31 protein-coding genes are annotated in these 26235 nt (G+C 68.2%); 7 read left to right on the top strand and 24 right to left on the bottom strand.

The features are described from left to right. Window positions 1–28: 28 nt before the first annotated feature. Window positions 29–640: a glutathione S-transferase family protein gene (locus ACE3T2_RS03530; RefSeq protein ID WP_374654765.1), complete on the top strand. Its 612-nt coding sequence runs from the start codon at window positions 29–31 to the stop codon at window positions 638–640. 4 nt (window positions 641–644) lie between these two features. Here ACE3T2_RS03530 and ACE3T2_RS03525 read toward each other — a convergent pair whose 3' ends face one another. Next, window positions 645–1523, bottom strand: a complete 879-nt coding sequence (locus ACE3T2_RS03525) for a hypothetical protein (RefSeq protein ID WP_374654763.1) — start codon at window positions 1521–1523, stop codon at window positions 645–647. Window positions 1524–1652: 129 nt separating this feature from the next. Between ACE3T2_RS03525 and trmFO the strand changes: the two genes are divergently transcribed. Further along, entirely contained in the window at window positions 1653–3059 is a 1407-nt protein-coding gene (gene trmFO / locus ACE3T2_RS03520; RefSeq protein WP_374654761.1) for a methylenetetrahydrofolate--tRNA-(uracil(54)-C(5))-methyltransferase (FADH(2)-oxidizing) TrmFO, read from the top strand. On the opposite strand, the gene ACE3T2_RS03515 is transcribed toward trmFO, so the two are convergent. The 6 genes from ACE3T2_RS03515 to yajC all read right to left on the bottom strand — a co-directional run bounded on the left by ACE3T2_RS03515 (window position 3060) and on the right by yajC (window position 7791). After that, entirely contained in the window at window positions 3060–3761 is a 702-nt protein-coding gene (locus tag ACE3T2_RS03515; RefSeq protein ID WP_374654759.1) for a squalene/phytoene synthase family protein, read from the bottom strand. A gap of 71 nt (window positions 3762–3832) precedes the next feature. Then, entirely contained in the window at window positions 3833–4438 is a 606-nt protein-coding gene (locus tag ACE3T2_RS03510; protein ID WP_374654757.1) for a urate hydroxylase PuuD, read from the bottom strand. A gap of 67 nt (window positions 4439–4505) precedes the next feature. Next, entirely contained in the window at window positions 4506–4865 is a 360-nt protein-coding gene (locus ACE3T2_RS03505; protein WP_374654755.1) for an Mth938-like domain-containing protein, read from the bottom strand. A gap of 4 nt (window positions 4866–4869) precedes the next feature. Further along, window positions 4870–5808: a protein translocase subunit SecF gene (secF, locus tag ACE3T2_RS03500; protein WP_374654753.1), complete on the bottom strand. Its 939-nt coding sequence runs from the start codon at window positions 5806–5808 to the stop codon at window positions 4870–4872. A 15-nt stretch (window positions 5809–5823) separates the two neighbouring features. Next, a complete protein-coding gene (secD, locus tag ACE3T2_RS03495; protein WP_374654751.1) occupies window positions 5824–7425 on the bottom strand; it encodes a protein translocase subunit SecD in 1602 nt (533 codons plus the stop codon). Between the two features lie 15 nt (window positions 7426–7440). Beyond that, window positions 7441–7791 carry a preprotein translocase subunit YajC gene (gene yajC, locus ACE3T2_RS03490; protein WP_374654749.1) on the bottom strand — a complete coding sequence of 117 codons (351 nt, stop codon included), beginning with the start codon at window positions 7789–7791 and terminating at the stop codon, window positions 7441–7443. A gap of 115 nt (window positions 7792–7906) precedes the next feature. Between yajC and ACE3T2_RS03485 the strand changes: the two genes are divergently transcribed. Further along, window positions 7907–8746 (top strand): ATP-binding protein, encoded by an 840-nt coding sequence (locus tag ACE3T2_RS03485; RefSeq protein ID WP_374655225.1) that lies wholly within the window; start codon window positions 7907–7909, stop codon window positions 8744–8746. Window positions 8747–8780: 34 nt separating this feature from the next. Here the strand turns inward: ACE3T2_RS03485 and ACE3T2_RS03480 are convergent, their stop codons facing one another. The 12 genes from ACE3T2_RS03480 to ACE3T2_RS03425 all read right to left on the bottom strand — a co-directional run bounded on the left by ACE3T2_RS03480 (window position 8781) and on the right by ACE3T2_RS03425 (window position 19883). Further along, the gene (locus tag ACE3T2_RS03480; protein ID WP_374654747.1) at window positions 8781–10577 is read right to left on the bottom strand and encodes a LysM peptidoglycan-binding domain-containing protein; all 1797 of its coding nucleotides are present in this window, start codon (window positions 10575–10577) and stop codon (window positions 8781–8783) included. 96 nt (window positions 10578–10673) lie between these two features. Beyond that, complete coding sequence (locus tag ACE3T2_RS03475) at window positions 10674–11342, bottom strand: protein-L-isoaspartate(D-aspartate) O-methyltransferase (protein ID WP_374654745.1); 669 nt, start codon at window positions 11340–11342, stop codon at window positions 10674–10676. Window positions 11343–11349: 7 nt separating this feature from the next. Next, complete coding sequence (surE, locus tag ACE3T2_RS03470) at window positions 11350–12129, bottom strand: 5'/3'-nucleotidase SurE (protein ID WP_374654743.1); 780 nt, start codon at window positions 12127–12129, stop codon at window positions 11350–11352. After that, window positions 12126–13403 carry a serine--tRNA ligase gene (gene serS / locus ACE3T2_RS03465; RefSeq protein ID WP_374654741.1) on the bottom strand — a complete coding sequence of 426 codons (1278 nt, stop codon included), beginning with the start codon at window positions 13401–13403 and terminating at the stop codon, window positions 12126–12128. Before serS ends, surE begins: the two co-directional genes overlap by 4 nt. A gap of 80 nt (window positions 13404–13483) precedes the next feature. After that, complete coding sequence (gene tatC / locus ACE3T2_RS03460; protein WP_374654739.1) at window positions 13484–14428, bottom strand: twin-arginine translocase subunit TatC; 945 nt, start codon at window positions 14426–14428, stop codon at window positions 13484–13486. Beyond that, the gene (gene tatB, locus ACE3T2_RS03455; RefSeq protein ID WP_374654737.1) at window positions 14425–14943 is read right to left on the bottom strand and encodes a Sec-independent protein translocase protein TatB; all 519 of its coding nucleotides are present in this window, start codon (window positions 14941–14943) and stop codon (window positions 14425–14427) included. The genes tatC and tatB overlap by 4 nt, the downstream gene beginning before the upstream one ends. Window positions 14944–15020: 77 nt before the next feature. Beyond that, window positions 15021–15230, bottom strand: coding sequence for a twin-arginine translocase TatA/TatE family subunit (locus ACE3T2_RS03450; protein ID WP_374654735.1), 210 nt, complete (start codon window positions 15228–15230; stop codon window positions 15021–15023). Window positions 15231–15330: 100 nt separating this feature from the next. Continuing rightward, complete coding sequence (scpB, locus tag ACE3T2_RS03445) at window positions 15331–15978, bottom strand: SMC-Scp complex subunit ScpB (RefSeq protein ID WP_374654733.1); 648 nt, start codon at window positions 15976–15978, stop codon at window positions 15331–15333. Continuing rightward, window positions 15975–16778 carry a ScpA family protein gene (locus ACE3T2_RS03440; RefSeq protein ID WP_374654731.1) on the bottom strand — a complete coding sequence of 268 codons (804 nt, stop codon included), beginning with the start codon at window positions 16776–16778 and terminating at the stop codon, window positions 15975–15977. Before ACE3T2_RS03440 ends, scpB begins: the two co-directional genes overlap by 4 nt. Beyond that, window positions 16775–17797, bottom strand: a complete 1023-nt coding sequence (gene nagZ, locus ACE3T2_RS03435) for a beta-N-acetylhexosaminidase (protein ID WP_374654729.1) — start codon at window positions 17795–17797, stop codon at window positions 16775–16777. The genes ACE3T2_RS03440 and nagZ overlap by 4 nt, the downstream gene beginning before the upstream one ends. Beyond that, window positions 17794–18612, bottom strand: a complete 819-nt coding sequence (locus tag ACE3T2_RS03430) for an SPOR domain-containing protein (protein WP_374654727.1) — start codon at window positions 18610–18612, stop codon at window positions 17794–17796. Before ACE3T2_RS03430 ends, nagZ begins: the two co-directional genes overlap by 4 nt. Window positions 18613–18710: 98 nt before the next feature. Further along, complete coding sequence (locus tag ACE3T2_RS03425) at window positions 18711–19883, bottom strand: deoxyguanosinetriphosphate triphosphohydrolase (protein WP_374654725.1); 1173 nt, start codon at window positions 19881–19883, stop codon at window positions 18711–18713. A 77-nt stretch (window positions 19884–19960) separates the two neighbouring features. Here ACE3T2_RS03425 and erpA point away from each other — a divergent pair, with 77 nt between their 5' ends. Beyond that, complete coding sequence (erpA, locus tag ACE3T2_RS03420; protein WP_267229748.1) at window positions 19961–20293, top strand: iron-sulfur cluster insertion protein ErpA; 333 nt, start codon at window positions 19961–19963, stop codon at window positions 20291–20293. Between the two features lie 54 nt (window positions 20294–20347). Here the strand turns inward: erpA and ACE3T2_RS03415 are convergent, their stop codons facing one another. Continuing rightward, on the bottom strand, window positions 20348–21319 hold the full coding sequence (locus ACE3T2_RS03415) for a CsgG/HfaB family protein (RefSeq protein ID WP_374654722.1): 972 nt from the start codon (window positions 21317–21319) through the stop codon (window positions 20348–20350). A gap of 130 nt (window positions 21320–21449) precedes the next feature. Here ACE3T2_RS03415 and xth point away from each other — a divergent pair, with 130 nt between their 5' ends. Then, window positions 21450–22229 (top strand): exodeoxyribonuclease III, encoded by a 780-nt coding sequence (xth, locus tag ACE3T2_RS03410; RefSeq protein ID WP_374654720.1) that lies wholly within the window; start codon window positions 21450–21452, stop codon window positions 22227–22229. A gap of 70 nt (window positions 22230–22299) precedes the next feature. Beyond that, window positions 22300–22893, top strand: coding sequence for a DUF4126 domain-containing protein (locus tag ACE3T2_RS03405; RefSeq protein WP_374654718.1), 594 nt, complete (start codon window positions 22300–22302; stop codon window positions 22891–22893). Here ACE3T2_RS03405 and ACE3T2_RS03400 read toward each other — a convergent pair. Beyond that, complete coding sequence (locus ACE3T2_RS03400; protein WP_374654716.1) at window positions 22890–23291, bottom strand: YidB family protein; 402 nt, start codon at window positions 23289–23291, stop codon at window positions 22890–22892. The two genes, ACE3T2_RS03405 and ACE3T2_RS03400, sit on opposite strands and share 4 nt — an antisense overlap. A 128-nt stretch (window positions 23292–23419) precedes the next feature. On the opposite strand from ACE3T2_RS03400, the gene ACE3T2_RS03395 reads away from it, so the two are divergent. Further along, window positions 23420–24055: a hypothetical protein gene (locus ACE3T2_RS03395; protein ID WP_374654714.1), complete on the top strand. Its 636-nt coding sequence runs from the start codon at window positions 23420–23422 to the stop codon at window positions 24053–24055. A 3-nt stretch (window positions 24056–24058) separates the two neighbouring features. On the opposite strand, the gene ACE3T2_RS03390 is transcribed toward ACE3T2_RS03395, so the two are convergent. The 3 genes from ACE3T2_RS03390 to ACE3T2_RS03380 are packed head-to-tail and all read right to left on the bottom strand — an operon-like array spanning window position 24059 to window position 26190. Beyond that, the gene (locus ACE3T2_RS03390; RefSeq protein ID WP_374654712.1) at window positions 24059–24742 is read right to left on the bottom strand and encodes an aspartate/glutamate racemase family protein; all 684 of its coding nucleotides are present in this window, start codon (window positions 24740–24742) and stop codon (window positions 24059–24061) included. Window positions 24743–24747: 5 nt separating this feature from the next. After that, entirely contained in the window at window positions 24748–25227 is a 480-nt protein-coding gene (locus ACE3T2_RS03385) for a glutathione peroxidase (protein ID WP_374654710.1), read from the bottom strand. 36 nt (window positions 25228–25263) lie between these two features. After that, the gene (locus ACE3T2_RS03380) at window positions 25264–26190 is read right to left on the bottom strand and encodes a Gfo/Idh/MocA family protein (protein WP_374654708.1); all 927 of its coding nucleotides are present in this window, start codon (window positions 26188–26190) and stop codon (window positions 25264–25266) included. Window positions 26191–26235 lie beyond the last annotated feature (45 nt).

Here is a 26235-nt window from a genome sequence, read left to right as displayed (position 1 = left end):
CCATACTTAGAGCATTAGGGAGCCACCCATGATCCTTTACGGCGCGCCGATGCCGGCGCCGAATCCCCGCCGCGTGCGCATCTTCCTGGCCGAGAAGGGCGTCGATCTGCCCGAGACCACGGTCGACATGCGCAAGCGCGAGCATAAGTCGCCCGAGTTCCGCGCCAAGAACTCGATGGGTCAATTGCCGGCCCTGGAGCTCGACGACGGGACCTGCATCTCCGAGACCGTCGCCATCTGCCGCTACTTCGAGGAAACCCACCCCGAGCCGCCGATGTTCGGCCGCACGGCGATCGAGAAGGCCCTGGTCGACCAGTGGATCCGCCGCGTCGAGTTCGCGGTGATGATGCCGGTCGGCAATTTCTGGCGCCACGCGCACCCGTTCACCGCGGCGCTGTTGACCCAGTTCAAGGACTTCGGCGAATCCAACAAGGAGACCTATCGGGGCGCGCAGAAGTACATCGACCGCGAACTGGCGGGGCGCGAGTTCCTGGTCGGCGACAGCTACACCATGGCCGACATCTGCCTGCTCTCGACGGTCGACTTCGCCGACTGGATCGGCCTGCCGGTCGAGGACGAGTTCGCCAACCTCAAGGCCTGGCGCGAACGCGTCAAGGCGCGGCCGAGCGCCGACGCCTGAGGCGTCAGGCGCGGGTCAACTCGCGATAAGCGACGGCGGCGGGGGCGATGACCACAGCGTAGTAGAGCGCGCTGAGCCACCCCGCCACCAGCAGGTAGATGATCATCACCGGCGAAAAATAGGTGGTGAGCGAGGTCTGGTCGGGGGCGAACATCTTGCCGACCGCCTGCAGGTCGCCGCCGACCGCCACAGCCACCAGGGCCGAGAAGATGGTCACGACCAGCAGGGCGATGACCATGATCCCGCAGATCGCCAGGAAATAGGCTCCCGTCAGACGCCAGAACTGGCCGTGCGTCAGCCGCCAGGAGTCGAAGATGGCGATGCGCTGCTCGGCGAAGGTGATGGCAGGCGCCAGCGACAACCGCACGGCGACGTAGAACAGCAGCCCCAGGAAGAACAGCTCGGAGGCTGCGGCGACCAGGATGGCCGCCCCCTGCCCGGCGAACGAGGCCAGGGCGGCGATGAGGCCCGCCGCCAACACGACGACCGCCAGCATCAGGCTGGCCAACAGCACGTAGATGAAGGTCAGTGCGGCCAGGCGCAGCTCATCCATGCCGACCTTCAGATAGGCCAGACCGCGGTCCTCGGGCCGCAGCAGGATGCGGTAGACCGCAGCGGCCATCACGCACTGAACCAGCAGGCCCATGACCATCATGGGCGCGAGGTCGGCCATGGCCGCGCCGAACGCCTGCAGGTCCGGGGCCTGCTCGGCCACGCGCGCGTCCAGCACGGCGCGCGCCTCCTGGCCGATGCTGATCAGGTAGATCGCGCTGCAGATGCTGACCAGAAAGGAGAAGACCGCCCAGACAAGGACGACCCTTGGCCTCTCGCGCGTAATCCGGAAACCTTCCAAGGCGGCGTCGGTCGCCGAGAACGCAGTCATCTCAATCCTCTGGCCGCCCCTGATGAATGAACGAGTCGGCCTCTGTTCGGCTGCGGATTCTGGTGGCCTCCGGGCCTGCCCGCAAGGCCTAGCTCGCGAAGTCGTCTGAACGTTGCTAGTTAGTCACGCATGTCGATCCAACCTGTTCATATCGTCGGCGGGGGCCTGGCCGGCTCCGAAGCCGCCTGGCAAGTCGCGCAGGCCGGAGTTCCGGTCGTGCTCCACGAGATGCGTCCCGTCCGCAAGACCGACGCGCATCAGACCGAAGGCCTGGCCGAGCTGGTCTGTTCCAACTCCTTCCGCGCCGACGACTGGACGGGCAACGCCGTCGGCCTGCTGCACGCCGAGATGCGCAAGCTCGGCTCGATCATCATGAGCTGCGGCGACGCCAATCAGGTGCCGGCCGGCGGCGCCCTGGCGGTGGACCGCGAAGGCTTCTCCCAGGCCGTGACCGCGCGACTGGAGGCCCATCCGCTGGTGACCATCGTGCGCGAGGAGATCGCCGGCCTGCCGCCCGCCGAATGGGACAACGTGATCATCTCCACCGGCCCCCTCACCTCGCCGGCCCTGTCGGACGCGATCCTGGAGCTGTCGGGCGAAGGCGAACTGTCGTTTTTCGACGCCATCGCGCCGATCGTGAACTTCGAATCGATCGACATGGACGTCTGCTGGCGCCAATCGCGCTACGACAAGGCTGGCCCGGCCGGCGAGACCGCCGCCTATATCAACTGCCCGATGGACAAGGCCCAGTACGAGGCCTTCATCGACGCCCTGCTGGCCGGCCCCAAGTCCGAGTTCAAGGACTGGGAGAACGTCCCCTATTTCGACGGCTGCCTCCCGATCGAGGTGATGGCCGAGCGGGGCCGCGAAACCCTGCGCCATGGCCCGATGAAGCCGGTGGGCCTGACCAACGCCCACAAGCCGGAGGAGAAAGCCTACGCTGTCGTCCAGCTGCGCCAGGACAACGCGCTGGGCACGCTCTGGAACATGGTCGGCTTCCAGACCAAGCTGAAGCACGGGGCGCAGACCGAAATTTTCCGGACTATCCCCGGGCTGGAAAAGGCCGTGTTCGCGCGGCTCGGCGGGCTGCACCGCAACACGTTCCTGAACAGCCCCAAGCTGCTGGATGTCCAGCTGCGGATGAAGAAGCAGCCGCGCCTGCGCTTCGCCGGCCAGGTGACCGGCGTCGAAGGCTACGTCGAGAGCGCCGCCGTCGGCCTGCTGGCCGGCCGTTTCGCCGCCGCCGAGCGCCTGGGCCGCCCGATCGACGCGCCGCCGGCCACGACCGCCTTGGGGGCCCTGATCGGCCATATCACCGGCGGCCACATCGACGCCGGCAAGGGGTCTTTCCAGCCGATGAACATCAACTACGGCCTACTGCCGCCGCTGGACGAGGCCGGACCCAAGCGCCGCGAGGACGGCAGCCGCATCGGCGCCAAGGAACGCGGCCGCAACAAGAAGCTGGCCATGGGCGAGCGGGCTCTGTCCGACCTGGACGCCTGGGTGTCAGGCGTCCCGGCGCTGGCGGCGGAATAGCTAGAGCCGGCCGCGGAGCACGGCCCAGAAGAGGCGCAGGCGAGCCTCCAGGTCGGAGGGCCGCCGCCCCTTGGCCCGCACACGGGCCAGGGCGGCGTGCGCGGCCGCCGGGAACGCCGCAACGGAAAGGCCCTGGCCGTTGGCCAGCGCCTGCGCGAGAGCGGCCAGGGCCGCCTCCCCCTCCATGCCTGCCGTGCCCATGAGCCGGCCGATGGCCCACGCCTTGCCCGCCTGCCGCGCCTTGTCGACATCGGCGGCCGGGTCGAGCACCAGAGCGGCGGCCTCGGCGGCCCCGCCGCCGGTTCCCTCCGCCCATTCCAGGGCGTCGGCCAGGTTCATCGGGGCCGGGTCGAGCTCGCGGTAGCGGGCGTCGATCATCGCCTCCAGCGGCGTACGCGGCAGGCCCCGGCGGGCGATCGCCCCGGCCAAGGCCAGGGCGGCCGGATGATGGCGAACCGGGCGTTCGCCATAGGCCTCGTCCAGCACCTCGCGCCACCAGGTCAGCCGAATCTCGCCCAGCAGGGCGTTGGAAGCGACCTTGGGCGCACGGGCGAGCTCATGATCGAAGGCGTAGATCGCCACGACGTCGGCCCGGGCTTCCGGATCGGAGACGAAGCGGCTCGACAGCCAGCGCTCGGGGTCGAGACGGCGGGTCTGAGCGTCGAGGTCTTCAGGGGCGTCGGAAACTTGGGGATCGGACATCGCTCAGGAATGCAAAAGGCCCGCCAATGCGGCGGGCCTTCCGTTTCTAAACCTGTTCGGCTGAAAGCGCCTCAGCCGAAGATCGTCTGGTTCATGGTCATGGTCACCAGCATCGGCACCGACAGCAGGGTGTTGGTGCGCGAGAACAGCATGGCGAGCCGGCCGGCCTTGGCCTTGGCTTCCGCGTCGCCTTCGACGAGGCCGAGCGCGATCTTCTGGTTCGGCCAGATGAAGACCCAGACGTTGAAGAACATTATGGTGGCCAGCCACATGCCGACGCCGATGAAGGTGTGCTGGGGCGCCTGGAAGCCGTCGAGCGCGCCCAGGGTGAACGCCTGGACCAGGAAGCCGCGATTGAAGGCCAGGATGACGCCCATGACCCAGGTGGCCAGGGCCGCCCAGCGGAACCAGAACAGCGCCTCAGGCGCGATGTACTTGGAAACGGCCGGCTTCAGCTCGGCCGGGATGTCCGGCATTTTCCGGATCTGGACGAAGTTGAAGTAGTACAGCAGCCCGATCCACAGGATGCCGAAGAAGGTGTGCAGCCAACGGAAAACGCCTTGCCAGAAGATCCGGTCGGCCACGCCGTAATGGCTCATATAGCCTGCGACCATGATGATCGCGAGAATGAAGCTCACGATCATGGTGTTGCGGAAGTTGGACAAAAGTCCCGACATCACTAGCCCCTCACGTTTCCAACCCTAATCGGTTGGATATACGGCGTTATGTGAGTCTGGGCGATAGCTAGACCGCAATCAGGGCTGCAGCCAGCTTGCGACCTTCGGCGGTCAGGATGTTGTAGGTGCGGCAGGCGCTAGCCGTGTCCATGAATTCCAGTCCGATCCCGGCCCGCTGCAGGGCCTCTCGCACGGCGCGCGGCGGCAGGGCGTTGGCCGCCCCGGCCCCGAGCAGGACGAACTCCACCTCGCCCCGTCCCACCGCGATGATCTCGGCGAAGTGCTCTGGGGCGAGCTCGGCCATGGAGCGGACAGGCCAGGGCCTGGCCTCGTCCTGCAGGATCAAGAGCGAGCCCTCGTGACGTCCGGTGGAGAGGCGGAAGCCGCCGTCTCCATAGGTGTCGATCTGGGGCGCGTCGCGGGCCATGGACTTATCGCGCGGCCTGCGGCTTGAGCGGTTCGGCCGGCTCGTCGCCGCGCTTCACGCCCCAGAGCAGGATGATCGGCAGGGCCACGTAGATCGACGAGTAGGTGCCGACGACGATGCCGAACACCATGGTCACGACCAGCGGCAGCAGCACCGGACCGCCGAAGAACACCGCGCCCGACAGAGCCAGGATCGCCGTCGAGCCGGTGATCAGGGTCCGCGACAGACGCTCATTCTCCGAGCGGTTGATGACCTCGGCCAGGGGCGCGGTCTTGTACTTGCGCAGGTTCTCGCGAAGCCGGTCGAAGGTGATGACCTTCTCGTTCATCGAATAGCCGATGACGGTCAGCAGCGCCGCGATCGAGGTCATGGAGAACTCGAGGTGCGTCAGCGACAGCATGCCCAAGGTCAGCAGCACGTCGTGGAACACGCCCACCACGGCGCCAAGGCCGAACTGCAGCTGGAAGCGGAACCAGATGTAGAGCAGCATCAGGAAGACGGCGACCCCGAGCGCCATGAAGCCGCCCTGCATCAGCTCGCCCGAGACCTTCGGCCCCACGACCTCGACCTTCTTGAAGGTGATGCCCGGAAATTCCTTGGTCAGCTCGGCCTTGATGCGCTCGGCCCCGTCGACGGGGTTCACCCCCTCGGCGGTGCGGAAGCGCAGCATGGCGCCATTGGCCGCGCCCATCTGCTGGACCTGCGCGTCCTCGCCGCCGACATGCATCATGGTGGCGCGCAGCTTGGCGATGTCGGCCGGCCCCTTGGTCTGCACCTCGATCATCGAACCACCGATGAAGTCGATGCCCAGGTTCAGGCCCTTGGTGAAGAACGAAACGCCCGAGCCGGCGATGAGCAGCGCCGACAGGATCGCCGCGTAGGGAGCGAGCCGCACGAAGTTGAAGTGGAATTCGCGCGGCAGGATGCGGATCAGAGGCCACATGTTCTGAACCCTCCCCTAAACGATCGGCAGGGCCTTGGGCCGCTTGATGCGGAACCACAGGCCAATGAGGACTTGGGTGATGACGACCGCCGTGAACACCGAGGTCACGACCCCGATCAGCAGCGTCCAGGCGAAGCCCCGGATCGGCCCCGAGCCGAACTGGAACATGATCAGGGCGGAGATCGCACTGGTGATGTTGGCGTCGAGAATGGACACGAGGGCCCGCGAATAGCCGTGCTCCAGCGCCGATATGGGCGACCTTCCAGCATGCGCCTCGTCACGTATCCGCTCGTAGATCAGCACGTTGGCGTCGACCGCCACCGCCAGGGTGAGGATCAGGCCCGCGATGCCGGGGAAGGTCAGGGTCGCCTGCGTGAACGACATGATCCCCAGGATCAGCAGCACGTTCACCACCAGGGCGATGGCCGCGAAGAGCCCGAACAGGCCGTAGGCCAGAATGATGAAGACGATGATGGCGACGCCGCCGATGGCCAGCGAGACGACGCCGGCCTTGACCGCGTCGGCCCCCAGTTCGGCGCCGACCGTCGACTGCTGCTCCACCTTCAGCGGAGCCGGCAGGGCGCCGGCGCGCAGCAGGATGGCCAGGTCGTTGGCGCTCTGCGGGGTGAAGCTGCCGCTGATCTGTCCGGAGCCGCCGGTGATGGCGCTCTGGATGACCGGGGCCGAAATCACCTTGCCGTCGAGCACGATGGCGAAGCGCTTGCCGATGCTGGAGGCGGTCGCCTCTCCAAAGCGGCGGGCGCCGGCGCTGTTGAAGCGGAACGAGACGACGGGCTGGCCGGACTGCTGGTCAAAGGACTGCTGAGCGTCGGTCAGCATCTCGCCCGTGACAAGGGCGCGCTTCTTGACCAGCACGACGGAGGTGTAGCCGTCCTCGCTGGGCAGCAGTTCCGATCCGGGCGGCACGCGGCCGGCGGCCGCTTCTTCCAGGCTGACGCTGTCGTCGACCATCTGGAAGGTCAGCTTGGCGGTCTTGCCGATCACGTCGCGCAGGCGCTGCGGGTCGCTCTCGCCAGGAGCCTGGACCACGATGCGGTCGACGCCCTGGCGGACGATGGTCGGTTCCTTGGTGCCCAGTTCGTCGATCCGGCGGCGCAGAATCTCGATGGACTGGTCCACGGCGCGGCCCGCCTCGGCGGTCATGGCCTCCTGCGACAGCGACAGGCGGATGCGGCCGCCGCCGTCGTTGCTGATCGAAACCTCGCGGCCGCCGGGCTGGCCGGCGACGACGCCGGCGACGGTGGCGCGCAGCTTGTTGACCGCCGTATTGGCCTGGGCCGGGTCGTTGATCAGGACACTGACCTCGCCGTTCACTTCCCGTAGTTCGGCGAAGGGAATCTGAGCGTCACGCAAGGTGGTGCGGGTGTCTTCGACCAGATTGGTCAGCCGCTCGCGCTTGAGGGCCGCGGTATCGACCTCCAGCAACAGGTGCGAACCGCCCTGCAGGTCAAGGCCGAGGTTGAGCGTCTGCTTGGGCATGAAGCCCGGCAGGCTGTCACGAACATCCGCCGGCAATACGTTCGGCAGGGTGAACAGCACGCCGAAGATCGCCGACAGAACGACGGCGATCACCTTCCAGCGCGAGAGATTCATCATGTGCGGTTCGAGCCCTTAGGCCTTGGAGTCGTTGGCCGGGGCCGGTTCGCCGCGGACGCGGACCTCGGCGATCATGCCCTTCACCACCTTGATGGTGACGCCTTGGGCGATTTCGAGGCCGATCTCCTTGTCCTCGACCCGGACGACCTTGCCGATCACGCCCGAGTTCAGCACGACCGTGTCGTTGCGCTTGAGATTGGTGATCATTTGCTGGTGCTGCTTCATCCGACGCTGCTGCGGACGGATCATCAGGAAGTAGAACAGCACCACCAGACCAACCAGGGGCAGGAACTGGATCAGCATATCCTGCGGACCGGCGCCGGCGGCGGCTCCGGCGGTCTGGGCGAAGGCGGGGGTGGCGAACATGGCGCTCCGAAGCTCAAGTGTCGGGCGCGTCGCGGCCCGGTTTTCAGGTCGGCGGAAGCTATGCGCTGCGTCTTCGTTTTGCAATGGAAGCGCCATGCCGCTAAGCAGCGCAGCCATGGAAGACGCGTTGCATCCCGTTCTCGTCCGTATCGCCGAGGCCCTTGAGCGCCTTGCCCCGCCCGTCAAGGCCGAGCCCGACTTCGCCGGCGCCCGCCTCTTCCGGCACGATCCCGTAACCGGCGGCTTCCATCCCGCGCCGGACTATCCCCTGCCCCTCGATTCCCTGCTGGGGATCGATCGCCAGAAGGGCCGGTTCCTCGAGAACCTGGAGCGGTTCGCCCGCGGCCTGCCCAGCAACCACGTGCTGCTCTGGGGGGTGCGCGGCACCGGCAAGAGCTCGATCTCCAAGGCCGCCTTCATGCAGATCGTGGCGAACGCGCCCGAGTTGAAGCTGATAGAGGTCGACCGCGACCAGGTGACCGAGTTGCCGGCCCTGTTCGACGTGCTGCGCGTGCGCACGGAGCGCTTCGTGGTCCTGTGCGACGACCTATCGTTCGAGGAAGGCGCCGCAGCCGCCAAGGCGCTGAAATCGGCGCTGGAGGGCGGGGTTTCCGGCCCGCCGTCGAACGTGCTGTTCGTGGCCACCTCGAACCGCCGCCACCTGATGCCGCGGACCAACACCGAGGACCGCGGACTGGTCGCCTCGGCCGAGGACGCCGAGGAGGAGGTCAGCGTCTCCGACCGCTTCGGCCTGTGGATCGGGTTCCCGCCCATGGACCAGGCGACCTACCTGGCCGCCATCAACGCTTATGCCGAGCGGTATGGCCTATTCGACGCCGACCTTGATCGCCGCGCCCTGCAATGGGCGCAGCTGCGCGGCTCGCGCTCGGGCCGCGTCGCCTACCAGTTCATCCGCGACTTGGCCGGGGAACAGGGCAAGCACCTGCCGCTATGACGGAATCCCCCTCCCTCATCGGGAGGGAGGACATCTACTTCGGCAGGACCAGCTTGGGGTCGATCGGGCGGGCGCGGTCCTGCGGCGTCGGGGCGTAGCGCACTTCGAAGTGCAGTTGGGGCTCGGTGACGCCGCCAGTGGTCCCCGCCTGGCCGATCTGCTGCCCCTGGACGACCTTCTGCTGCATCTTCACGTCGACGCGGGACATGTGGCCATAGGCCGTGACCCAGCCGTCCGCGTGCTTGATCAGCACCAAGTTGCCGAAGCCCGGCACCTGATCGCCGGCATAGACCACATCGCCAGCGGCGGCTGAACGCACCGCCTCGCCGGCGGTCGAGCGGATGTTGATCCCGTCGTTGCGCTGCCCGGTGCCCTTGGGGCCGAAGTCCGAGACGATATCGCCGCGCACGGGCCAGATGAAACGGCCGCGCCCGTAGCTGGAGATCTGAGCGTCGGTCGGAGTCGCCGAACTGGCCGGAGGCGTAATCGGCTGCGGAACCGGGGTCGGCGTCGGCCGCGCGGGCGGCGGAGTGGGCGTCGGCGTCGGTCGCGGAGACGGCTGGACGGGCGTCGGCTGGGGCTCGATCGCGCGCGGCGGCGGCAGGGCCGGAGCCGGCGGCGGCAGGCTTGGCGCGGGCTTCGGCCGCGACGGCGCAGGGGTTTCCTCGCGGATCGGCCCGCGGTCGCGATAGCCGCTCGGCAGGATAACCTGGCGGCCGGGCTTGATGGCCGCGCCGACCTTCAGGCCGTTGGCCGCGGCCAACGCCTTCTGAGTGACGCTGAAGCGCTTTGCGATCAGGGCCATGGTGTCGCCCTGGCCAGCCACATAGGCCTTGGCCTTGGTCGGCGGCCCCTTCAGAACCTGCCCAGGCTGGAGCGCATAGGGCGCCTTCAGCTTGTTGTCGTCGGCCAGGTCCTTGCGGGTGGTGTCGAGTTCGCGGGCGATGGCGTCGAGGTTGTCGCCCTTCTTGACCTTGTACGAGACCGGCTTGCCGGTGGTTTCGACAACCTTGCCGGTCACCCGTCGTACGACAGTCGGGGCGGCCGGCTCTTCCTCCGGCTCGGGCGCGGGCGCCGGGGTCGGACGCGTGGCGCGCGGCGGCTCGCTGCGCGGCGGGGTCGCCGCTTCGCTGGTCCCGCCATAGACGGGAACCTGGGTCCGAACAGTGGTCGGGCCCTTGTCTTTGAAGCCGTCCGGCAGGATCAACTTCTGACCGGTGGACAGCGGAGCCTCCACGTCGCGGTCGTTGGCCTCGGCGATCGCCGCGGGCGTCACGCTGAACCGGCGGGCGATAGCGAACAGGGTGTCGCCCTGTTCGACCACATAGGCCTTCGCGCCCTTGGTCTTGGGCCCCTTCAGCACCTGGCCTGGCTTCAGCGCATAGGGCGCCTTGAGGTTGTTGTCCTCCGCGAGCTGCTGGCGGGTCGTGCCCAGGGTGCGCGCAATGGCGTCGAGATTGTCGCCCTTCTTGACGGCGTAGTCCTTAGCCGGGCCGGCCGCGTCCACGACGCGGCCGGCGGTCGTGGTCCGCGTCACCGTCTGCATGGTCGGCGGCGGCGTCGGGCGCGGCTGGGACGGCGGCAGGGGCTGGGCCGGCGGCAGCGAGGGCAGCGGCGTGGCCTCGACCGACGGCGCAGCCGGGCGCGTGGCCGGCGGCGGTTCGACCGGCGGGATGACGACGGTGGGCGGAGGTTGCGAGGGCGGCGGCTGCGACGGCGCGGGGTTCGGGCGCACGGGGTAGCTGGGGCGCAGCGGTTCGGTCGAGGCGCAGGCGGTCAGGGCCGTGCCTGCGAGAAGGAATAGAACCGTACGCGAAAGAGAAAGCGTCATCGCCGCTCCGGAGACTTTTGGATCGGAATCAGTCGAGGCGTCACGGTTAATGATGGGTTACGGCCGACGCCCAAGCCACCCCAATTCCTCGTAACCTCAGGGTTCCTTCGCCACGCCAGGCAGCAGCGGGACGAAGCGGACGTCGGTCATGACCTCGGATCGGAAGACACCGTTCCCGTCGCCGAGATAGCGGATGAGCTTCTGCACGGGCCTCTTCCCCACGGGCGCCACCAGGATCCCCGAAGGCTTCAGTTGCGAAAGAAGCGCCTTGGGCTCTTCCGGCGCCGCGGCTGTGACCAAAATGCGGTCAAAAGGCGCCTGCTCGGGCCAGCCGAGGCCGCCATCGCCGAACTTGGTGATGATGTTGGTCAGGCCCAGTTGCTTGAAGCGCGCCTCGGCCTCTCCCATCAGCGTCCGATAGCGCTCGACCGTGTAGACCAGCCGCGAGAGCCGCGAAAGGATGGTGGTCTGGTAGCCCGAGCCGGTGCCGATCTCCAGCACGCGCGAACGCGGCTCGACCTGCAGCGCCTGCGTCATCAGTCCGACGATGAACGGCTGGCTGATCGTCTGCCCGCAGGCGATCGGCAGGGCGGAATCCTCGAAGGCCCGTTCCTTGAAAAGGTCTGGGGTGAAGAGCTCGCGCGGGGCCCATTCGATGGCCGCCAGCACGCCGGCGTCGGTCACGCCCTGCGAGCGCAGGGCCAGGACCAGCCGCGCGAGCTGGACGTCCTTCTCCTTGCCGCCGTCGCTCTCGTTCGTCGCCATGCTTGCCTCAGACCTTCGGCGGCGCGCCCCCGAGCACGCCCTTCAGGCGATAGACGGTTTCGGCGTGAGTCAGGTCGATATGCAAGGGGGTGACGGAAATCTTACCGTCATAGATGGCGCGAAGGTCGGTCCCCTCGGCCGGCTGCGACATTTCGTGGCGGAAGCCCATCCAGTAATAGTCGCGGTTGCGCAGGTCGGTGCGCTTCTCGGCGTGACGGACCGCAACATCGCGGAAAGTCTGACGCGTCACCTCGACCTCGACGATCTCGTCCACCGGTCGCGAAGGGAAGTTGACGTTCATCACCACGTCGACGGGCCAGCCGATCTCGACCAACCGCTTGACGATTCCCGGACCAAACCGCTCGGCCGGCTCGAACATCTCCCGGCCCTCGCCCGTGGGCCAGCCGGTCTGGGAAAGCGCGATGGAAGGAACACCCAAGGCCATGCCCTCGATTGCGCCGGCGACGGTCCCTGACAGCGTGACATCCTCTGCCAGGTTCGCACCGCGGTTGACGCCCGACAGCACCAGATCGGGCTTCAGCCCGCCCATCAGCTCGGTGACCGCCAGCATCACGCAGTCGGTCGGGGTGCCGGTGGTCGCATAGCGCCGCTCGTCCAGTTTCCGCACCCGCACGGGGTCGGCCAGGGTCAGGGCGCGGCTGGCGCCCGACTGCTCGTATTCCGGCGCGCAGATCCAGATGTCGTCGGTCAGGGCGCGGGCGATGTTCTCCAGCGCGACCAGACCTTCGGCGTGGACGCCGTCATCGTTGGTGAGCAGGATCCTCATTGGCCACCGATGTGGGTCAGGCCGTGCATGTACGGCTGCAAGGCCTGCGGAATGGCGATGCGGCCGTTCTCGTCCTGATAGTTCTCCATGACCGCCACCAGGGTCCGGCCGACGGCCAGACCCGAGCCGTTGAGGCTGTGGACGAAGCGCGTGCCCTTCTCGCCGGCCTTCTTGGTGCGGGCGTTCATGCGGCGCGCCTGGAAGTCGCCGCAGTTGGAGCAGGAGCTGATCTCGCGATAGCGCGCCTCGGACGGGATCCAGACCTCCAGATCGTAGGTCTTGCGCGCGCCGAAGCCCATGTCGCCGGTGCAGAGCAGCATGGTGCGGAACGGCAGCTCCAGCGCCTTCAGCACCGCCTCGGCGCAGCCGACCATGCGCTCGTGCTCCTCCTCGGACTTGTCCGGGGCGGTGATCGAGACGAGCTCGACCTTGTAGAACTGGTGCTGGCGGATCATGCCGCGGGTGTCGCGGCCCGAAGCGCCGGCCTCGGAGCGGAAGCACGGCGTCAGGGCGGTCATGCGCAGGGGGAGTTCTTCCTCGGCGACGATCTGGTCCATGACCATGCTGGTCAGCGGCACCTCCGCCGTCGGGATCAGCCAGCGGCCGTCGGTCGTCTGGAAGAGGTCGCCAGCGAACTTGGGCAGCTTGTCGGTGCCATAAGCGGCGGCATCGTTGACCAGCAGCGGCGGCGAGACCTCAGTATAGCCATGCTCGCGGGTCTGCAGGTCCAGCATGAACTGGCCGATAGCCCGCTCCAGCCGCGCAATCTGGCCCTTCAGCACCACGAAACGGGCGCCGCTCATGCGGGCGGCGGCCTCGAAGTCGATCAGGCCCAGCCCCTCGCCCAGATCGACGTGATCCTTGGGCGCGGAGATCGCGAAGGGCTCACCCCAGCGGCGGACCTCGACGTTGTCGTGCTCGTCGGCGCCGACCGGTACGTCGGAGAACGGAATGTTCGGCAGGCCCGCCAGCAGATCATGCAATTCGCCCGAGACGGTGCGCTCGACCTCGGCCTGCTCGGCCAGCACGGTCTTGACCTGCTCGACCTCGGCCATCAGGCGCTCGGCCTCTGCGTCGTCCTTCTTGGCCTTGGCCTGGCCGATCAGCTTGGAGGCTTCGTTGCGGCGGCTCTGGGCGGTCTCCAGGGCCAGCTTGGCGGCGCGCAGCTTCGCGTCGAGTTCGACCGCCTGGGCGGCGGCGCCCGATCGCCCCTTCGCAGCCCACGCCGTCTCGTAAAGCTCGGGGGTTTCGCGAATGGCTCGGATATCGTGCATGGGTCCGCCGCAGGTGGGATTGAGCGGACTTCTCTAGAGCGCGTTGGGAGGACGGCCAACCCCTGCCGCCCAACGGGACGTCAGACCGGGACGATGTCGCTGCCGGCCTCGGCGTCTTCCTCGCGCTTGCGGCGGGCCTCGATCAGGCGGACGCACCAGATCGAGATCTCGTAGAGCAGGATGATCGGCACCGCGAGCAGGGTCTGGCTGATCGGATCGGGCGGCGTGACCACGGCGGCGACGACGAACACCCCGACGATCGCATAGCGCCGGCCGGCCGCCAGGGCCTTGGACGAGACGATGCCCGCCATACCGAGCAGGGTCAGCACCACCGGCAGTTGGAAACAGAGCCCGAAGGCCAGCAGCAGGGTCGTGACCAGGCTGAGATAGTCGGAAACCTTGGGCAGCAGCTCGACCGAGACCGAGGCGTCGCCGACGATCTGCTGCGACAGCGAGAACCACAGCACGAAGGGCAGGATGACGTAGTAGACCAGCGCCGCGCCCATCAGGAACAGGGTCGGCGAGGCCACCAGGAACGGTAGGAAGGCCTTGCGCTCGCGCTTGTAGAGGCCCGGCGCCACGAAGCCGTAGACCTGCCAGGCCAGCACCGGGAAGGTCACGACCACCGCGCCGAAACCGGCCAGCTTCAGCTTGGTGAAGAAGAATTCCAGGGGGGCGGTGAAGACCAGCTTCAGGCGCTCGGCCCCCGCCGCGTCCGGCACTTCTCGCGCACCGACCAGGGCCAGGAACAGGTCCTTGGTCCCGTTGAGGAAGCGCATGGGATCGAAGCCCCCGGCCTGCTGCGCATGGGCCGCCTGCTCGGCCGCCAGCAGTTGGGCGGCGATGGCGAACGGATGCAGCAGGAACATGTAGATCTGCTTGGAAAACCCGAAGCAGAGCGCAAAGCCCAGCGCCATGGCGATGACGCAGACGATCAGGCGCGAGCGCAACTCGACCAGGTGATCGAGCAGCGGCGCGCGCGACGCCTCGATCTCGGACTCGTCGGAATCGTAAGGATTGCTCACGCCTTGGCTCCCGCCTTCGGCTTGGACGCCTTGGGTTTGGCCGCCGCCTTCGGCTTGACGCCCGCCTCGGCTTTCGGCGCGGCGGCCTTGCGGACCCGCGGCTTCTTGGGCGCCTCGACGACAGGCGCCGGTTCGGGCGCGGGGGCCACAGGCTCGGGCTCGGCCGGCGTGTCGTACTGGTAACTCATCGGCGGATGGAGCTGGATATCCGAGCCCTGCAGGCTGTCGCCGATCTCTTTGAAGACCTGTTCGACCTGGGCCTTGGAGGCGTCGGCGGCGGCGCTGTCGGCAAGCTGCCCGCGGCGCATGGCCTCGACCTCCTTGCGCAGCTCGTCCAGCTCGGACTGGCGCGCCATCTCGTCGAAGCTGGCCCGGAACTCATTGGCCATGCCGCGGATCTTGGCCGTGAACTGGCCGAGCTTGCGCAGCATGATGGGCAGATCCTTGGGGCCTACGACGATCAGGGCGACCGCCGCGATGACCAGGAGTTCGAGCCCGCCGACATCGGGTAGCATTCGTGAGGCAGCCTAGACGTAAGAGCCCGCGCCGATGAGGACCGGCGCGGGCGAGACCTTCGGGAAGACGGCTGGGATCAGCCGCGCGCTTCGTCTTTCTCGCGCTCGGCGGTCGGCAGCGGCTTGTTTTCCGCGCTCGTCGTCGGCTCTTCCTTGAGACCGTCACGGAACGCGCGGATGCCCTTGGCGGCGTCGCCCATGATGCCGGACAGCTTGCCACGGCCGCCGAACACGAACGCGACGACCACCAGCACGATCAGCCAGTGCCAAATCGAAAATGAGCCCATCAGGCCAAACTCCTCAACGTCGGCGACCGACCTCGGCCGCACGCCCGCCCCTCTTTGAGAACCGAATATAGTCGTTCACGCGGTCCGAAGCCAACGCGTCCTAGTGCGGCGCGTCGTCTTCGCCAAGGAAATCCACGTGGAACTCAGGCGCATCGCCGTCTTCCAAGGGGTCTTCCTCGGGCAGGCCAAGTCCCGACGGGTTCGGAACATTGAAGTCCGGCGGCAGGTCTAGGCTCAGCAGGCCCGCCGCCTTCATCTCCGCCACGCCTGGCAGGTCGCTCAGATGCGCCAGTCCGTAGTGTTCGAGGAATGCGTCGGTGGTGCCGTAGGTGACCGGGCGGCCCGGAGAGCGGCGACGGCCACGCATCCGCACCAGACCCAGTTCCAACAGGACGTCGAGCGTGCCCTTGCTGGCCTGCACGCCGCGCACGGCCTCGATCTCGGCGCGGGTCACGGGCTGGTGATAGGCGATGATGGCCAGCGTCTCCTGGGCGGCCTTCGAGAGGCGGCGCGGCTCCTCGCGCTCCTCGGTCATCAGGAAGGCCAGGTCCTGGGCGGTCTGGAACCGCCAGCGGCCGGCGACGCAGGCCAGCTCGACTCCCCTGCCCTCATAGGTCGCCTGCAAGGCGGCGATCGCGCCGGCGACGTCGGCGCCTGCCGGCAGGCGCTTGGCGAGATCCTCCAGGCTCAATGGCCCGGCGGCGGCGAACAGCAGGGCCTCGATCTGACGCTCGGCGTCGGCGCTCATGGCCGCAGCTCCTTGCGGGCGCGCAGGTAGATGTCCGCGAACGCCTCGAGTTGGCGGGTCTCCAGCGCCCCTTCCTTCACCAGCTCCAGGCTGGCCGAGAGGGTCGAGGCGACATAGGAGGCCTGGCTCGGCCCGTCGCCGGTCGGGCGCAGCGGCGCAACGCCGGTCAGCGGGGTCCAGCGTTCCAACTCGGGCAGCATGTGGCGCAGGCGGTCGCGGGCGTCTTCCAACGGATAGGCCTGCTGCACGCGCGGGACATAGTGCCGCCCCTGCTCTTTGCGGCGCTGGTCGATATAGGCGCTCATCAGGCCGTAGAGGTCGCCCTCCAGGCGCGTCGAGGGCACGATCTTGATCGCCTCGGGGTCGCCGCGGACGAACACCTCTCGGCCGAGCTGGGCCCCGTCGCGAAGCTTGTCGGCGGCCTTGCGCATGGCGTCCAGTTTCGCCAGCCGGAAGGCCAGCTGCGCGGCCATCTCCTCGGCCGGCGGTTCCTCGGCCTTGGGACGCTCGGGCTTGGGCAGCAGCAGGCGCGATTTCAGGTAGGCGAGCCAGGCGGCCATGACCAGATAGTCCGCAGCCAGGCTGAAGCGCACGCGCCGCGCCTGCTGCACGAAGGACAGGTACTGGTCGGCCAGCCGGGTGATCGACAGCTGGAGCAGGTCCACCTTCTGATTGCGCGCCAGGGCGAGCAGGACATGCAGCGGACCTTCATAGCCGTCGATGTCGATGACCAGCGCATCGCCGTCCTCAGCCGCGGTATTGGCCGCCTCGAAGTCCAGCGTGGGCTGGAAGCCGCTCACGGCGCCCAGGTCCCGGCGAAGGCGGCGTCGAAGCGGGCCCGCGCCTCTTCCAGATCGAACGGCTCGGAAACCTTGGCCAGCCGGCGCAGCGCGGCCTTGGCGCGACGTGCGGCGGGGCCGGACAGGTCCCGCGTTCCGCCGATCACCGCCTTCATCTCGTCCATGTCGCCGTTGCAGTGCAGGACCACGTCGCAGCCGGCGGCGAGCGAGTCCTTGGCCCGGCTCTTGAAGCTGCCGCCCAGGGCCTTCATCGACAGGTCGTCGCTCATCACCAGTCCGTCGAAGCCGATGGCTTCGCGGACCACGTTGCGCATGGCCTTCTTGGACGTCGTGGCCGGGCGCTTGGGGTCGATGGCCGAGTAGACCACGTGGGCGGTCATCGCCATCGGCATGTCCGACAGCATCTTGAACGGCGCGAAATCCCAGGCGTCGAGCTCGTCGTACGGCGTCTCGACCACCGGCAGGTCCAGATGGCTGTCGGCCATGGCGCGGCCGTGGCCGGGGATGTGCTTGATGACCGGCAGCACGCCGCCGGCGATCAGCCCCTCGCAGGCCGCACGGCCCAGCAGCGCGACGCCTTCCGGAGTCTTGGCGTAGGCGCGGTCGCCGATGACATCGTGAGCGCCATCGACCGGCACGTCCAGCACCGGCACGCAGTCGACATTGATCCCCAGGGCCGCCAGGTCGTAGGCCAGCAGCCGGGCGCCCAGGCGGGTGATCTCCCGGCGCAGCAAAGGATCGTTAGCCGGGAGCTCGCCGTAGGCCCGGCCCGGCGGATAGCGCCGCCAGTGCGGGGGGCCGAGCCGTTGGACCCGCCCGCCTTCCTGGTCGATCAGCACCGGCGCGTCGTCGCGATCAACGGTCGCGCGCAACTCGTCGACCAGCTTGCGCACCTGGTCGGGACTCTCGACGTTGCGCGCGAACAGGATGAACCCCCACGGCCGCACGTCGCGGAAGAACGCCTGTTCCTCGCGCGACAGCGTCAGGCCCGAGCAGCCGAGGATCGCGGCGGAGGTCACTTCACGAAGCAGTTCTTGCCGGCCGCCTTCAGCTTGTCGCAGAAGGCCGCGGCGTCGGCGCGGCTGGCGAAGCCGGTGACCTGGGTGCGGTAGAGGGTCGATTCCCCCTTCTGTACGGCCTCGACCTTCTTGCCCTTGCCGGCGGCCGCGCCGGGAGCGACGGCGACAGCCTTGGTCCACTCGCTGTCGGCCAGGGCCTGGGACGAGAAGGCGCCGATCTGGACGGCCGCTGCGCCGCCGACCGCGGCGGGCTTGGCCGGAGCCGCGGCGGGCGCAGGCGCAGCCGGCTTCGGCGGGGCCGGCGGCGCGATCTTCACCACCGGGGCGACTACAGGCGGCTGAACGGCCGGCTTCAGGCCGCCGCTCGCGGACGGCGCGGCCGGAGCCGCGGCGATCGGGGCGGCCGAAACCGGAGCAGTGGGGGCCGGACGCGGCGGCGGGGCGACGGCGACCGGCGCCGGGCGCGCCTGGGGCTGTTCAGGCGGCGCAGTAAAGTTGGGGGTCGCGGGCGGCGCTTCGCCGCCTTCGGATTGGTAGATCTGAAGACCGGCGGCCGGATCTGCAGGCTGGGCCTCAGCCGGCGGCGGGCCCTTCATTTCGCCCACGGGCGCGCCGACCGTGCGCGGCGGCTGGCCCGCCTCGCGCACGCCGGAGCGGTAGAACATGACGATGGCGATCACGAGCGCGATCAGCACCAGTGCGCTCAGGATCAGCATGACGGGCGCCGGCCCTCCACCGCGGACCGGCTGGCGCGCGTCGAAGGACAGCGGCGCGTCGGTCGGCGGGGTATAGGCGCCGCGATCGGGGTCGGACATCGAAGGCTCCGAATTGGACTCGGGGCCGCGGCGCGAATCGCGCGCGGCGTTTGGCTGATTTTACCGAAGGGAGCCCGCCTACGAAGCCAACCTAGAGTCTAATTCCAGACGTCCAGGTGGAAAAGTCGCCGGTGCTCTTCGATGGCGAACCGGTCGGTCATGCCGGCGATGTAGTCGCACACCACCCGCGCCCGTCCGGCCTCGTCGCGGTTCTGCGAGCGAGCGAACCACTCCGTCGGCAGGACATCCGGTTCGGCCATGAACAACTGGAACATCTCGGCAAGAATGCGGCGCGCCTGGCTGCGGGTGCGGTTGACCTTCCAGTGCCGGTACATCCTCGCCATCAGGAATTCGCGAAGGCGCGAGAGATCTTCCAGCATATCGCGCGAGAACGACACCAGGGCGTGGTCCATGTTGCGCACGTCCTCGGCCGAGGCGACCTTGGCCGCCGCAGCGCGGCGATGGGTCTCGGCCAGCACGTCGTCGACCATGGCCCCGATCATCCGCCGCACGGCCTCCAGCCGGATGATCACCGGATCGAGCCCGGGGTAGTCTTTGAAGACCCCCGCGAGGATCGGTCCGATGAGCGGGACATCCAGCAGGTCTTCCAGGGTGAAGAGACCGGCGGCCACCCCGTCGTCGACATCGTGGTTGTTATAGGCGATGTCGTCGGCCAGCGCCGCCACCTGCGCCTCGGCGGAAGCCCAGGTCGAGAGGCGGAGATTATAGTCCTTGTCGAACTCGGCGATCGCGTTCCACGACGGGCGGCCGAGCTTATCGGCGACCGGCCCGTTGTGCTTGATGACCCCTTCCAGGGTCTCCCAGGTCAGGTTGAGCCCTTCCCAGCGCGGATAGCGGCGCTCGAGCTTGGTGACCACCCGAAAGGTCTGAACGTTGTGGTCGAAGCCGCCGTACTTCTCCATCTGGATCTGCAACTCGTCCTCGCCGGCGTGGCCGAACGGCGGGTGGCCGAGATCGTGGGCCAGCGCGATGGTCTCGGCGAGGTCGGCTTCCAGCCCCAGCGCCGTGGCCACGGACCGGGCGATCTGCGCCACTTCCAGCGAATGGGTGAGGCGCGTGCGGAAGTGATCGCCTTCGTGTGCGACGAAGACCTGGGTCTTTTCCTTCAGACGCCGGAAGGCGGTGGCGTGGATGATCCGGTCCCGGTCGCGGGCGAAAGGCGTGCGCGTGCGGCTCTCCGGCTCGGGGACCTTGCGCCCGAGGGACTTGGTCGAATCTTCGGCGTAGGCCGCGCGGGGCGGAGGGCTCATCGGATCTCGTATGTCGACGCCCTCTTGGACGAAGGGCTTGGCGATCTCATATAGTCGAGGCAGAGGTTTTCCGCAGCATGACCACGACCGAACTCACCCTTTCCCCCGCCGCCGCCAAGCGGCTGCATGAAATCGGCGCCGCCGAGGGCAAGCCGATCATGCTGCGCATCGCCGTCGAAGGCGGCGGCTGCTCGGGATTCCAGTACCAGTTCGATCTGGTCGACGCGGCGCAGCCCGACGATCTGAAGATCGAACGCGACGGCGCTGCGGCCCTGGTGGACGAGATGTCCCTGGTGCTGCTGAAAGGGTCGGAGATCGACTTCGTCGACGAACTGGCGGGTGCAGAGTTCAAGGTCCGCAATCCCAACGCCAAGTCCAGCTGCGGCTGCGGCGTCAGCTTCTCGATCTGACATCTTGAATCAGAAAGGGCGGGAGCCGAAGCCCCCGCCCCTCTTCCGATCCGGCTAGCGGGTCGGCTCGAGCTTGGTGTTCAGCACCCAGCCGACGTTGTCGTTCTCGTCGGCCACTTCCCACCACATGTCCTGCTTCTTGCCCGTCGGGTAGACCACCGCGCCCGGCGGCAGGGCGCGGATCAGGGCGCCCTTGGCGTCCGGCGAGCGGCGCATGTTCACCGGCGCAGTCGCGGTGAAGGTCTTGGTCGGCGAATTCTGGGCCGCGGCCGGCGAATCGGAGACCAGGCCCAGCTCGGCCACCATCTTCGAGTACGACTGGATGAAGGCCAGGGTGACGATGCGGCCGATATCGGTGTCTTCGTAGCCGCCGCCCACGGCGCCGCCAAAGCCGGTCGAACCGAAACCGCCGCCGCCGGCGCTCCAGCCGATATCGTTCTTCACCGCATAGCCTTCGGTCACCGCCAGGGTCTCGGTCGTACGGACGTTGGTCAGCGACAGGACGGTGTTGGCTTCCAGCTTGCGGGTGCGGATCCCGCCCACAAGGGCGCCGGCGGTGCCGCCGATCAGGCCGCCCGCGATGCCCGCCAGAGCGGAGCCGCCGGCGTTGCTGTTGGAGCCCTGAACTTCAGCGACCAGCACGTAGTCGGCGGCCTTGACCTGGCCCTGACCGACGTTCGAGCCGCGCTGCAGGCCCAGGCCCGAGCCGATGTCACGTTCGGTGACGGCCGCATTGAGGCCCGCGCCCCGGTCGACGAGGTTGAAACAGCCAGACTTCTGCACGATCGAACGCAGCAGCTTGGCCGGCGGAGCCAGATTGTACTGGTTCCAACCGCGCGGATCGTCGCCGTTGGTGATCGAAAGCGTACCGAGCTTGCGGGTGCAGCGCGGGATTTCGGCCGCCGCGGCTTCCTGCATCTTCTGCGCATTGGTCGGCTTGGCGGGACGGCCCTGAGCGAGCGCCCCCGCCGGGACCGTTGTCATGATAGCCGCGCCGAACATGGCGAGCTTGGCGAAACGCGACATGAATACCCCCATGTAAGGACAATAGGTCGCAGTAGCTAGACTATCCTCGCGGCGAGGTCACGCCCGAACAGAGGGGCTTGAGCGCACACGCCCCCGCAACTAGCGTCCCCAGCCCAAGCCGGAGCCCCCGATGCGCATCGCCACCTGGAACGTAAATTCTGTCAACGCACGCCTGGAGACGGTCCTGCGCTGGTTCGAGGAGGCCTCGCCCGACGTCGCCTGCCTGCAGGAGATCAAGTGCGTCGATGAGAAGTTCCCGACCGAGGCGTTCGAGCGGCTCGGCTACAACGTCGCGGTGCACGGCCAGAAGTCCTACAACGGCGTAGCCCTGCTCTCGAAGACGCCGCTGGAGGACGTGCGGCGCGGTCTGCCCGGCGAGGAGACGGACGAACAGGCAAGATACCTGGAGGCGGTGGTCAGCGGGCCGCGGCCGGTCCGGGTCGCTTCGATCTACCTTCCGAACGGCAATCCGATCGAGACCGAGAAATTCGGCTACAAGCTCGGCTGGATGGCGCGGCTGAACGCCCACGCCAAAGAACTGCTCGCCTATGAGGAGCCGCTGGCCCTGATGGGCGACTACAACGTGATCCCCGAGGCGCGGGACGCGGCGCGGCCGCAGGACTGGGTCGGCGACGCCCTCTTCCAGCCGCAGAGCCGCGAAGCTTTCCGGGCGCTGCAGTGGCTGGGCTTCACCGAGGCCTTCATGGCGATCGACGGGCACGAGGGCGCTTACACCTTCTGGGACTATCAGGCCGGCGCCTGGCAGCGGAACAACGGCATCCGCATCGACCATGCCCTGCTCTCGCCCCAAGCCGCCGACCTGCTGCGCGCCTGCGTGATCCACAAGGACGTACGCGGCTGGGACAAGCCCTCGGACCACGTGCCCGTCGTGGTCGAGCTGGACCTCTGATCGCAAGTCTCTTCTCGTGCGGGCCGATGGACGATAGCCTCGCTTCCACAAGCAGGCGGGGGATCGGCCGATGGGCGCGGTCGAACTGGTCGGAGTGGCGGCGAGCCTGAGCTTCCTGGCGGGATGGCGGTTATACGCCTGCGTCGCCGCGGCCGGGCTGGCCATGCGCTACGGGCTGATCGACCTACCCCAGAAGGTCCCGGCCTTGGACGCCCTGGCCAATCCCTGGGTGATCGGCGTGGCCGGCGTCGGCGCGCTCGCGGAACTGCTGGCCGACAAAATCATGTGGTTCGACAGCCTGTGGGACGGCGCCCATACTCTGATCCGACCGATCGGCGGCGCCCTGCTGGCGCTGGCCATCGTCGACGCCAAGGACCCAGCCTGGCAAGTGGTCGTCTTCCTGCTCGGCGGCGGCGCGGCGCTGCTGAGCCACAGCGCCAAGGCTGGCGCGCGCGCCGCGGTCAACACTAGCCCCGAGCCGGTCAGCAACATCGCCGTCAGCGGCTTCGAGGACGTGGTGACGGCCGGCGGCCTGTGGCTGGCGCTGAGCCAGCCACATATCGCGATCGCGGTGGCCATAGCGCTGGCCCTGGGGGCGATCGGCGTGCTGTTCCTCAGTTGGCGCATCCTGACACGGATGCGCCGCTGGTGGAGCGAGCTCTAGCCGCGCAGCTTTCCGAGCAGGTCTCCCAGGCCGCCGAGCCCGCCTAGACCGCCCAGGCCGCCACCGGCCGGCACCTGGCCGTCGGGCGTAAGCTGGTCGATCACCTGAGGGAGGATCTGCGCAAGGGTTCCAGCCGCCTGCTTGGGATCGACGCCCAGCTTGGCCGCGAAGTCGGCGATCATGCCCGACGACAGCACGGTCTCGATCTGGTCGGCGCTGATCGGCAGGTTTTCGCCCTTCCCAACCCAGGAAGCCGCCACTCCGCCCAGGCCGCTCTTCTCGAACGCGCCCACGAGGCCGCCGAGGCCCCCTTCCTGAGATCCGAGCAGATCCCCAATGGCGCCGGCCGCGCCGCCTCCACCGCCCGCAGCGCCCAGAATGCTGTCCAGCAGACCCATGTCGTGCTCCTACCGTCTTTGGGCTCACGCCCGGTTGAACGCCCCCGACGACTAGACACTAGGCGTGTGACGGGTCGCCCGTCCATGGACGACTTCTCGGCCCGCGCGAACGGCGTTAGCGTCGACGCATGAACGAATGGCCCAGGCTCCTGCTGATGCTCGCCCTCGCGGGCGTCGCCGTCACGCTGCTGGGCAGCCTTGCGGCCTGGCTTATGAACGAGGAGCGGCGCATTCGCCGCAACCTGCAGCGGGTGCTGAAGGGGCCGCCCGAGGCGATGATCCTGGCCCGCGGGCGGGGCCGTGCGGCGGGCTTCAACTTTTCCACGGGCCTGGCGGCGGTGGCATGGGACGCCGGCGGCTGGATGCTGGTCTACCGGCTGGACGAGCTGATGGGCGCCGAGCTGATCGTCGACGGCCAGGTGCTGGCCCGCGCATATCGGGGCGAACCCCGGCGGGCGCTCGACCAGACCGTCGATCATGCGGCGCGCGTCACCCTGCGGCTGATCTTCGACGACCCGCACCATCCTGACTTCGATCTCGACCTGTGGCTGGCCGGCGACGAAGCGCGCCGCAACGCCGCCTCTCCGGCCGAGGCCATGCAGGAGGCCAATCGCTGGCTGGCCCGCGCCGAGGTCGTACTGCGCCGCCCGCAGGCCCCACGCGCCGCGTCGGAGGGGCCCAGCCCCCTGCGGCCGCAGCCCGATGAAGACGATGACGACGACGCGCCGCCGTTCCATCTGGATGAGGACGAGCGGCTGATCTGAGCCTCAGCTCAGGGCGAACCTCACGCCGGCCTCGGCATGGACCAGGGCGGTGTCGATCACCGGCGCGGCCACGTCCAGCGGCGACAGCAGCAATCCGACCTCGGTGCAGCCGAAGATGACGCTGTCGGCGTCGCCCGCGCGAGCGATCATGGCCAGCACCTCGGCTTTCGAAGCCGGCGAGACGACGCCCTGGCAAAGCTCGTCGTAGATGATGGCGTGCAGGCGATCGCGGTCGGCCTGGTCAGGGACCTGCGCCTCGACGCCCTGCGCCGCCAGACGGTCGCGATAGAACGCCTTCTCCATGGTGAAGCGGGTGGCCAGCAGCAGCGGGCGCGAGCCGCCGCGCGCCTTCACCGCATCGGCGGTGGCGTCGGCGATGTGGATCAACGGCACGGAGATGGCCGCCTGCACCTGGTCGGCGACGATGTGCATGGTGTTGGCGCCGATCATGATCGCCTCGGCGCCCGCCCCTTCCAGCCGGGCCGCGGCCCGCGCCAGCACCGCGCCGGCGCCCGCCCAGTCGCCGTCGGCTTGCATCTTGGCGATCGGCGCGAAGTCGACCGACCACATCAGGAGCTGCATCGAATGCAGTCCGCCCAATCGCTCGCGCACCAAGCGGTTCATCGCCTGATAATAGTAGGTGGTGCTCTCGGCGCTCATCCCGCCGAGCAGTCCGACCGTCCGCATGCAGTCTACAGCGCCGCCTTGATCGCGCTGACGATCGTATCGTCCAGAGGCTCGGTGCGCGGGCCGAAAGCGGCGATCAGCTTGCCGTCCTTGCCGACCAGGATCTTGTGGAAGTTCCAGACCGGCTCGGCCGCCTCGCCCAGCACGTCCTTGGCCCACTTGTAGAACGGATGGGCGCTGTCGCCCTTCACGTCGGTCTTGCCGGTCAGCGGGAAGTCGACGGAGAAACGCGTCTCGCAGAACGCCTTGATCTCGCTCTCGGTGCCCGGCTCCTGACCGGCGAACTGGTTGCACGGCACGCCGAGCACCACCAGGCCCTGGTCACGATAGTCGGAGTAGAGCTTCTCCAGCCCCTCGTACTGCGGCGTCAGCCCGCACTGGGAGGCGGTGTTGACCACCAGCATGACCTTGTCCCGATAGGTCTCGAGCGGCATGTGGCCGCCGTCGATCGTATGGAACTCGAAGTCGTAGGCGAACTTGGTCATGGCCGTGCTCCAGACTGGAGCCGGATGCTAACGCCGCTAGCGGCGATCCTCCAGGGCCTGTTCGACCGCCAGGGCCAGATCCAGGGCCTTAGTGGCCTCCTGGGCGGTCACGATCGGGCGAGGCGCCTCGCCCCGCACCGCGGCCAGGAAGCCGGCGACGCTGGTGGCGAGCGTGTCTTTCACGGCCGGCGTGTCGGCGTAGTCGGCGTTCAGCGGAAAGCCCGTGGTGTTGCGGAACTTGCGGCTGATGAAGTCGATTTCGACCTCGCCCGACGGATAGACCAGCTTCATGCTGCGCTTGCGTTCCAGCGCCATGCGCGAGGAATCGAAGATGGCGGTGAAACCGTCGTTGAAGGTGACCTCGGCGCGCGCCTGGTCCCAGCCGCCCGAGAAGTCCACCGCGCCCTCCCCCTCGACCGTCATAGGGTCGGCGCTCGACAGCGACAGCGCCAGGTCCAGGTCGTGGATCATCAGGTCGAGCACGACCGAGACGTCCAGGCTGCGCTCGGAAGGCGTGCCGTGGCGGATGGATTCCAGGCGCAGCGGCTGCTCGGGAATGTCGAACAGGCCCATGGCCTGAAACACCACCCGCTCCTGGTGGCCGCAGGCGACGACCAGATTCCGGCGCGCGGCCTCGGCCATGACCTTGTCGGCGTCGGCCAGACTGATGGCGATAGGCTTTTCGATATAGACCGGCTTGCCCGCCTTGAGGGCGGCCAGGGCCCCCTCGATATGGACGCTGGCGGGCGAGGCCACGGTGACGACGTCGACCGCCTCGAGAAACTCGTCGATCTTGTGGAAGGCGCGGCCTCCAAGCGGCACAGCCAGGGCCGCGGCGCGGTCGGGATGGTGAGTGTCCAGCACCGCCGACAGCACCATGTCGGGAGCGGAGGCGTACTTGCGCGCATGGTGCCCGCCGAACACGCCGGCGCCGATCACGCCGCCTCGCAGGATTTGCCCCATGACTCAGCTCCAAACCAGTTCCGGGCGCGCCTAACACGGAAACGG

Origin of the sequence: Phenylobacterium sp. (assembly GCF_041919955.1) — a bacterium.
In the GTDB taxonomy this organism is placed as follows: domain Bacteria; phylum Pseudomonadota; class Alphaproteobacteria; order Caulobacterales; family Caulobacteraceae; genus Phenylobacterium.
Note: the sequence above shows the minus strand (reverse complement) of the source record. Positions and strands in the feature narration are given on the sequence as shown.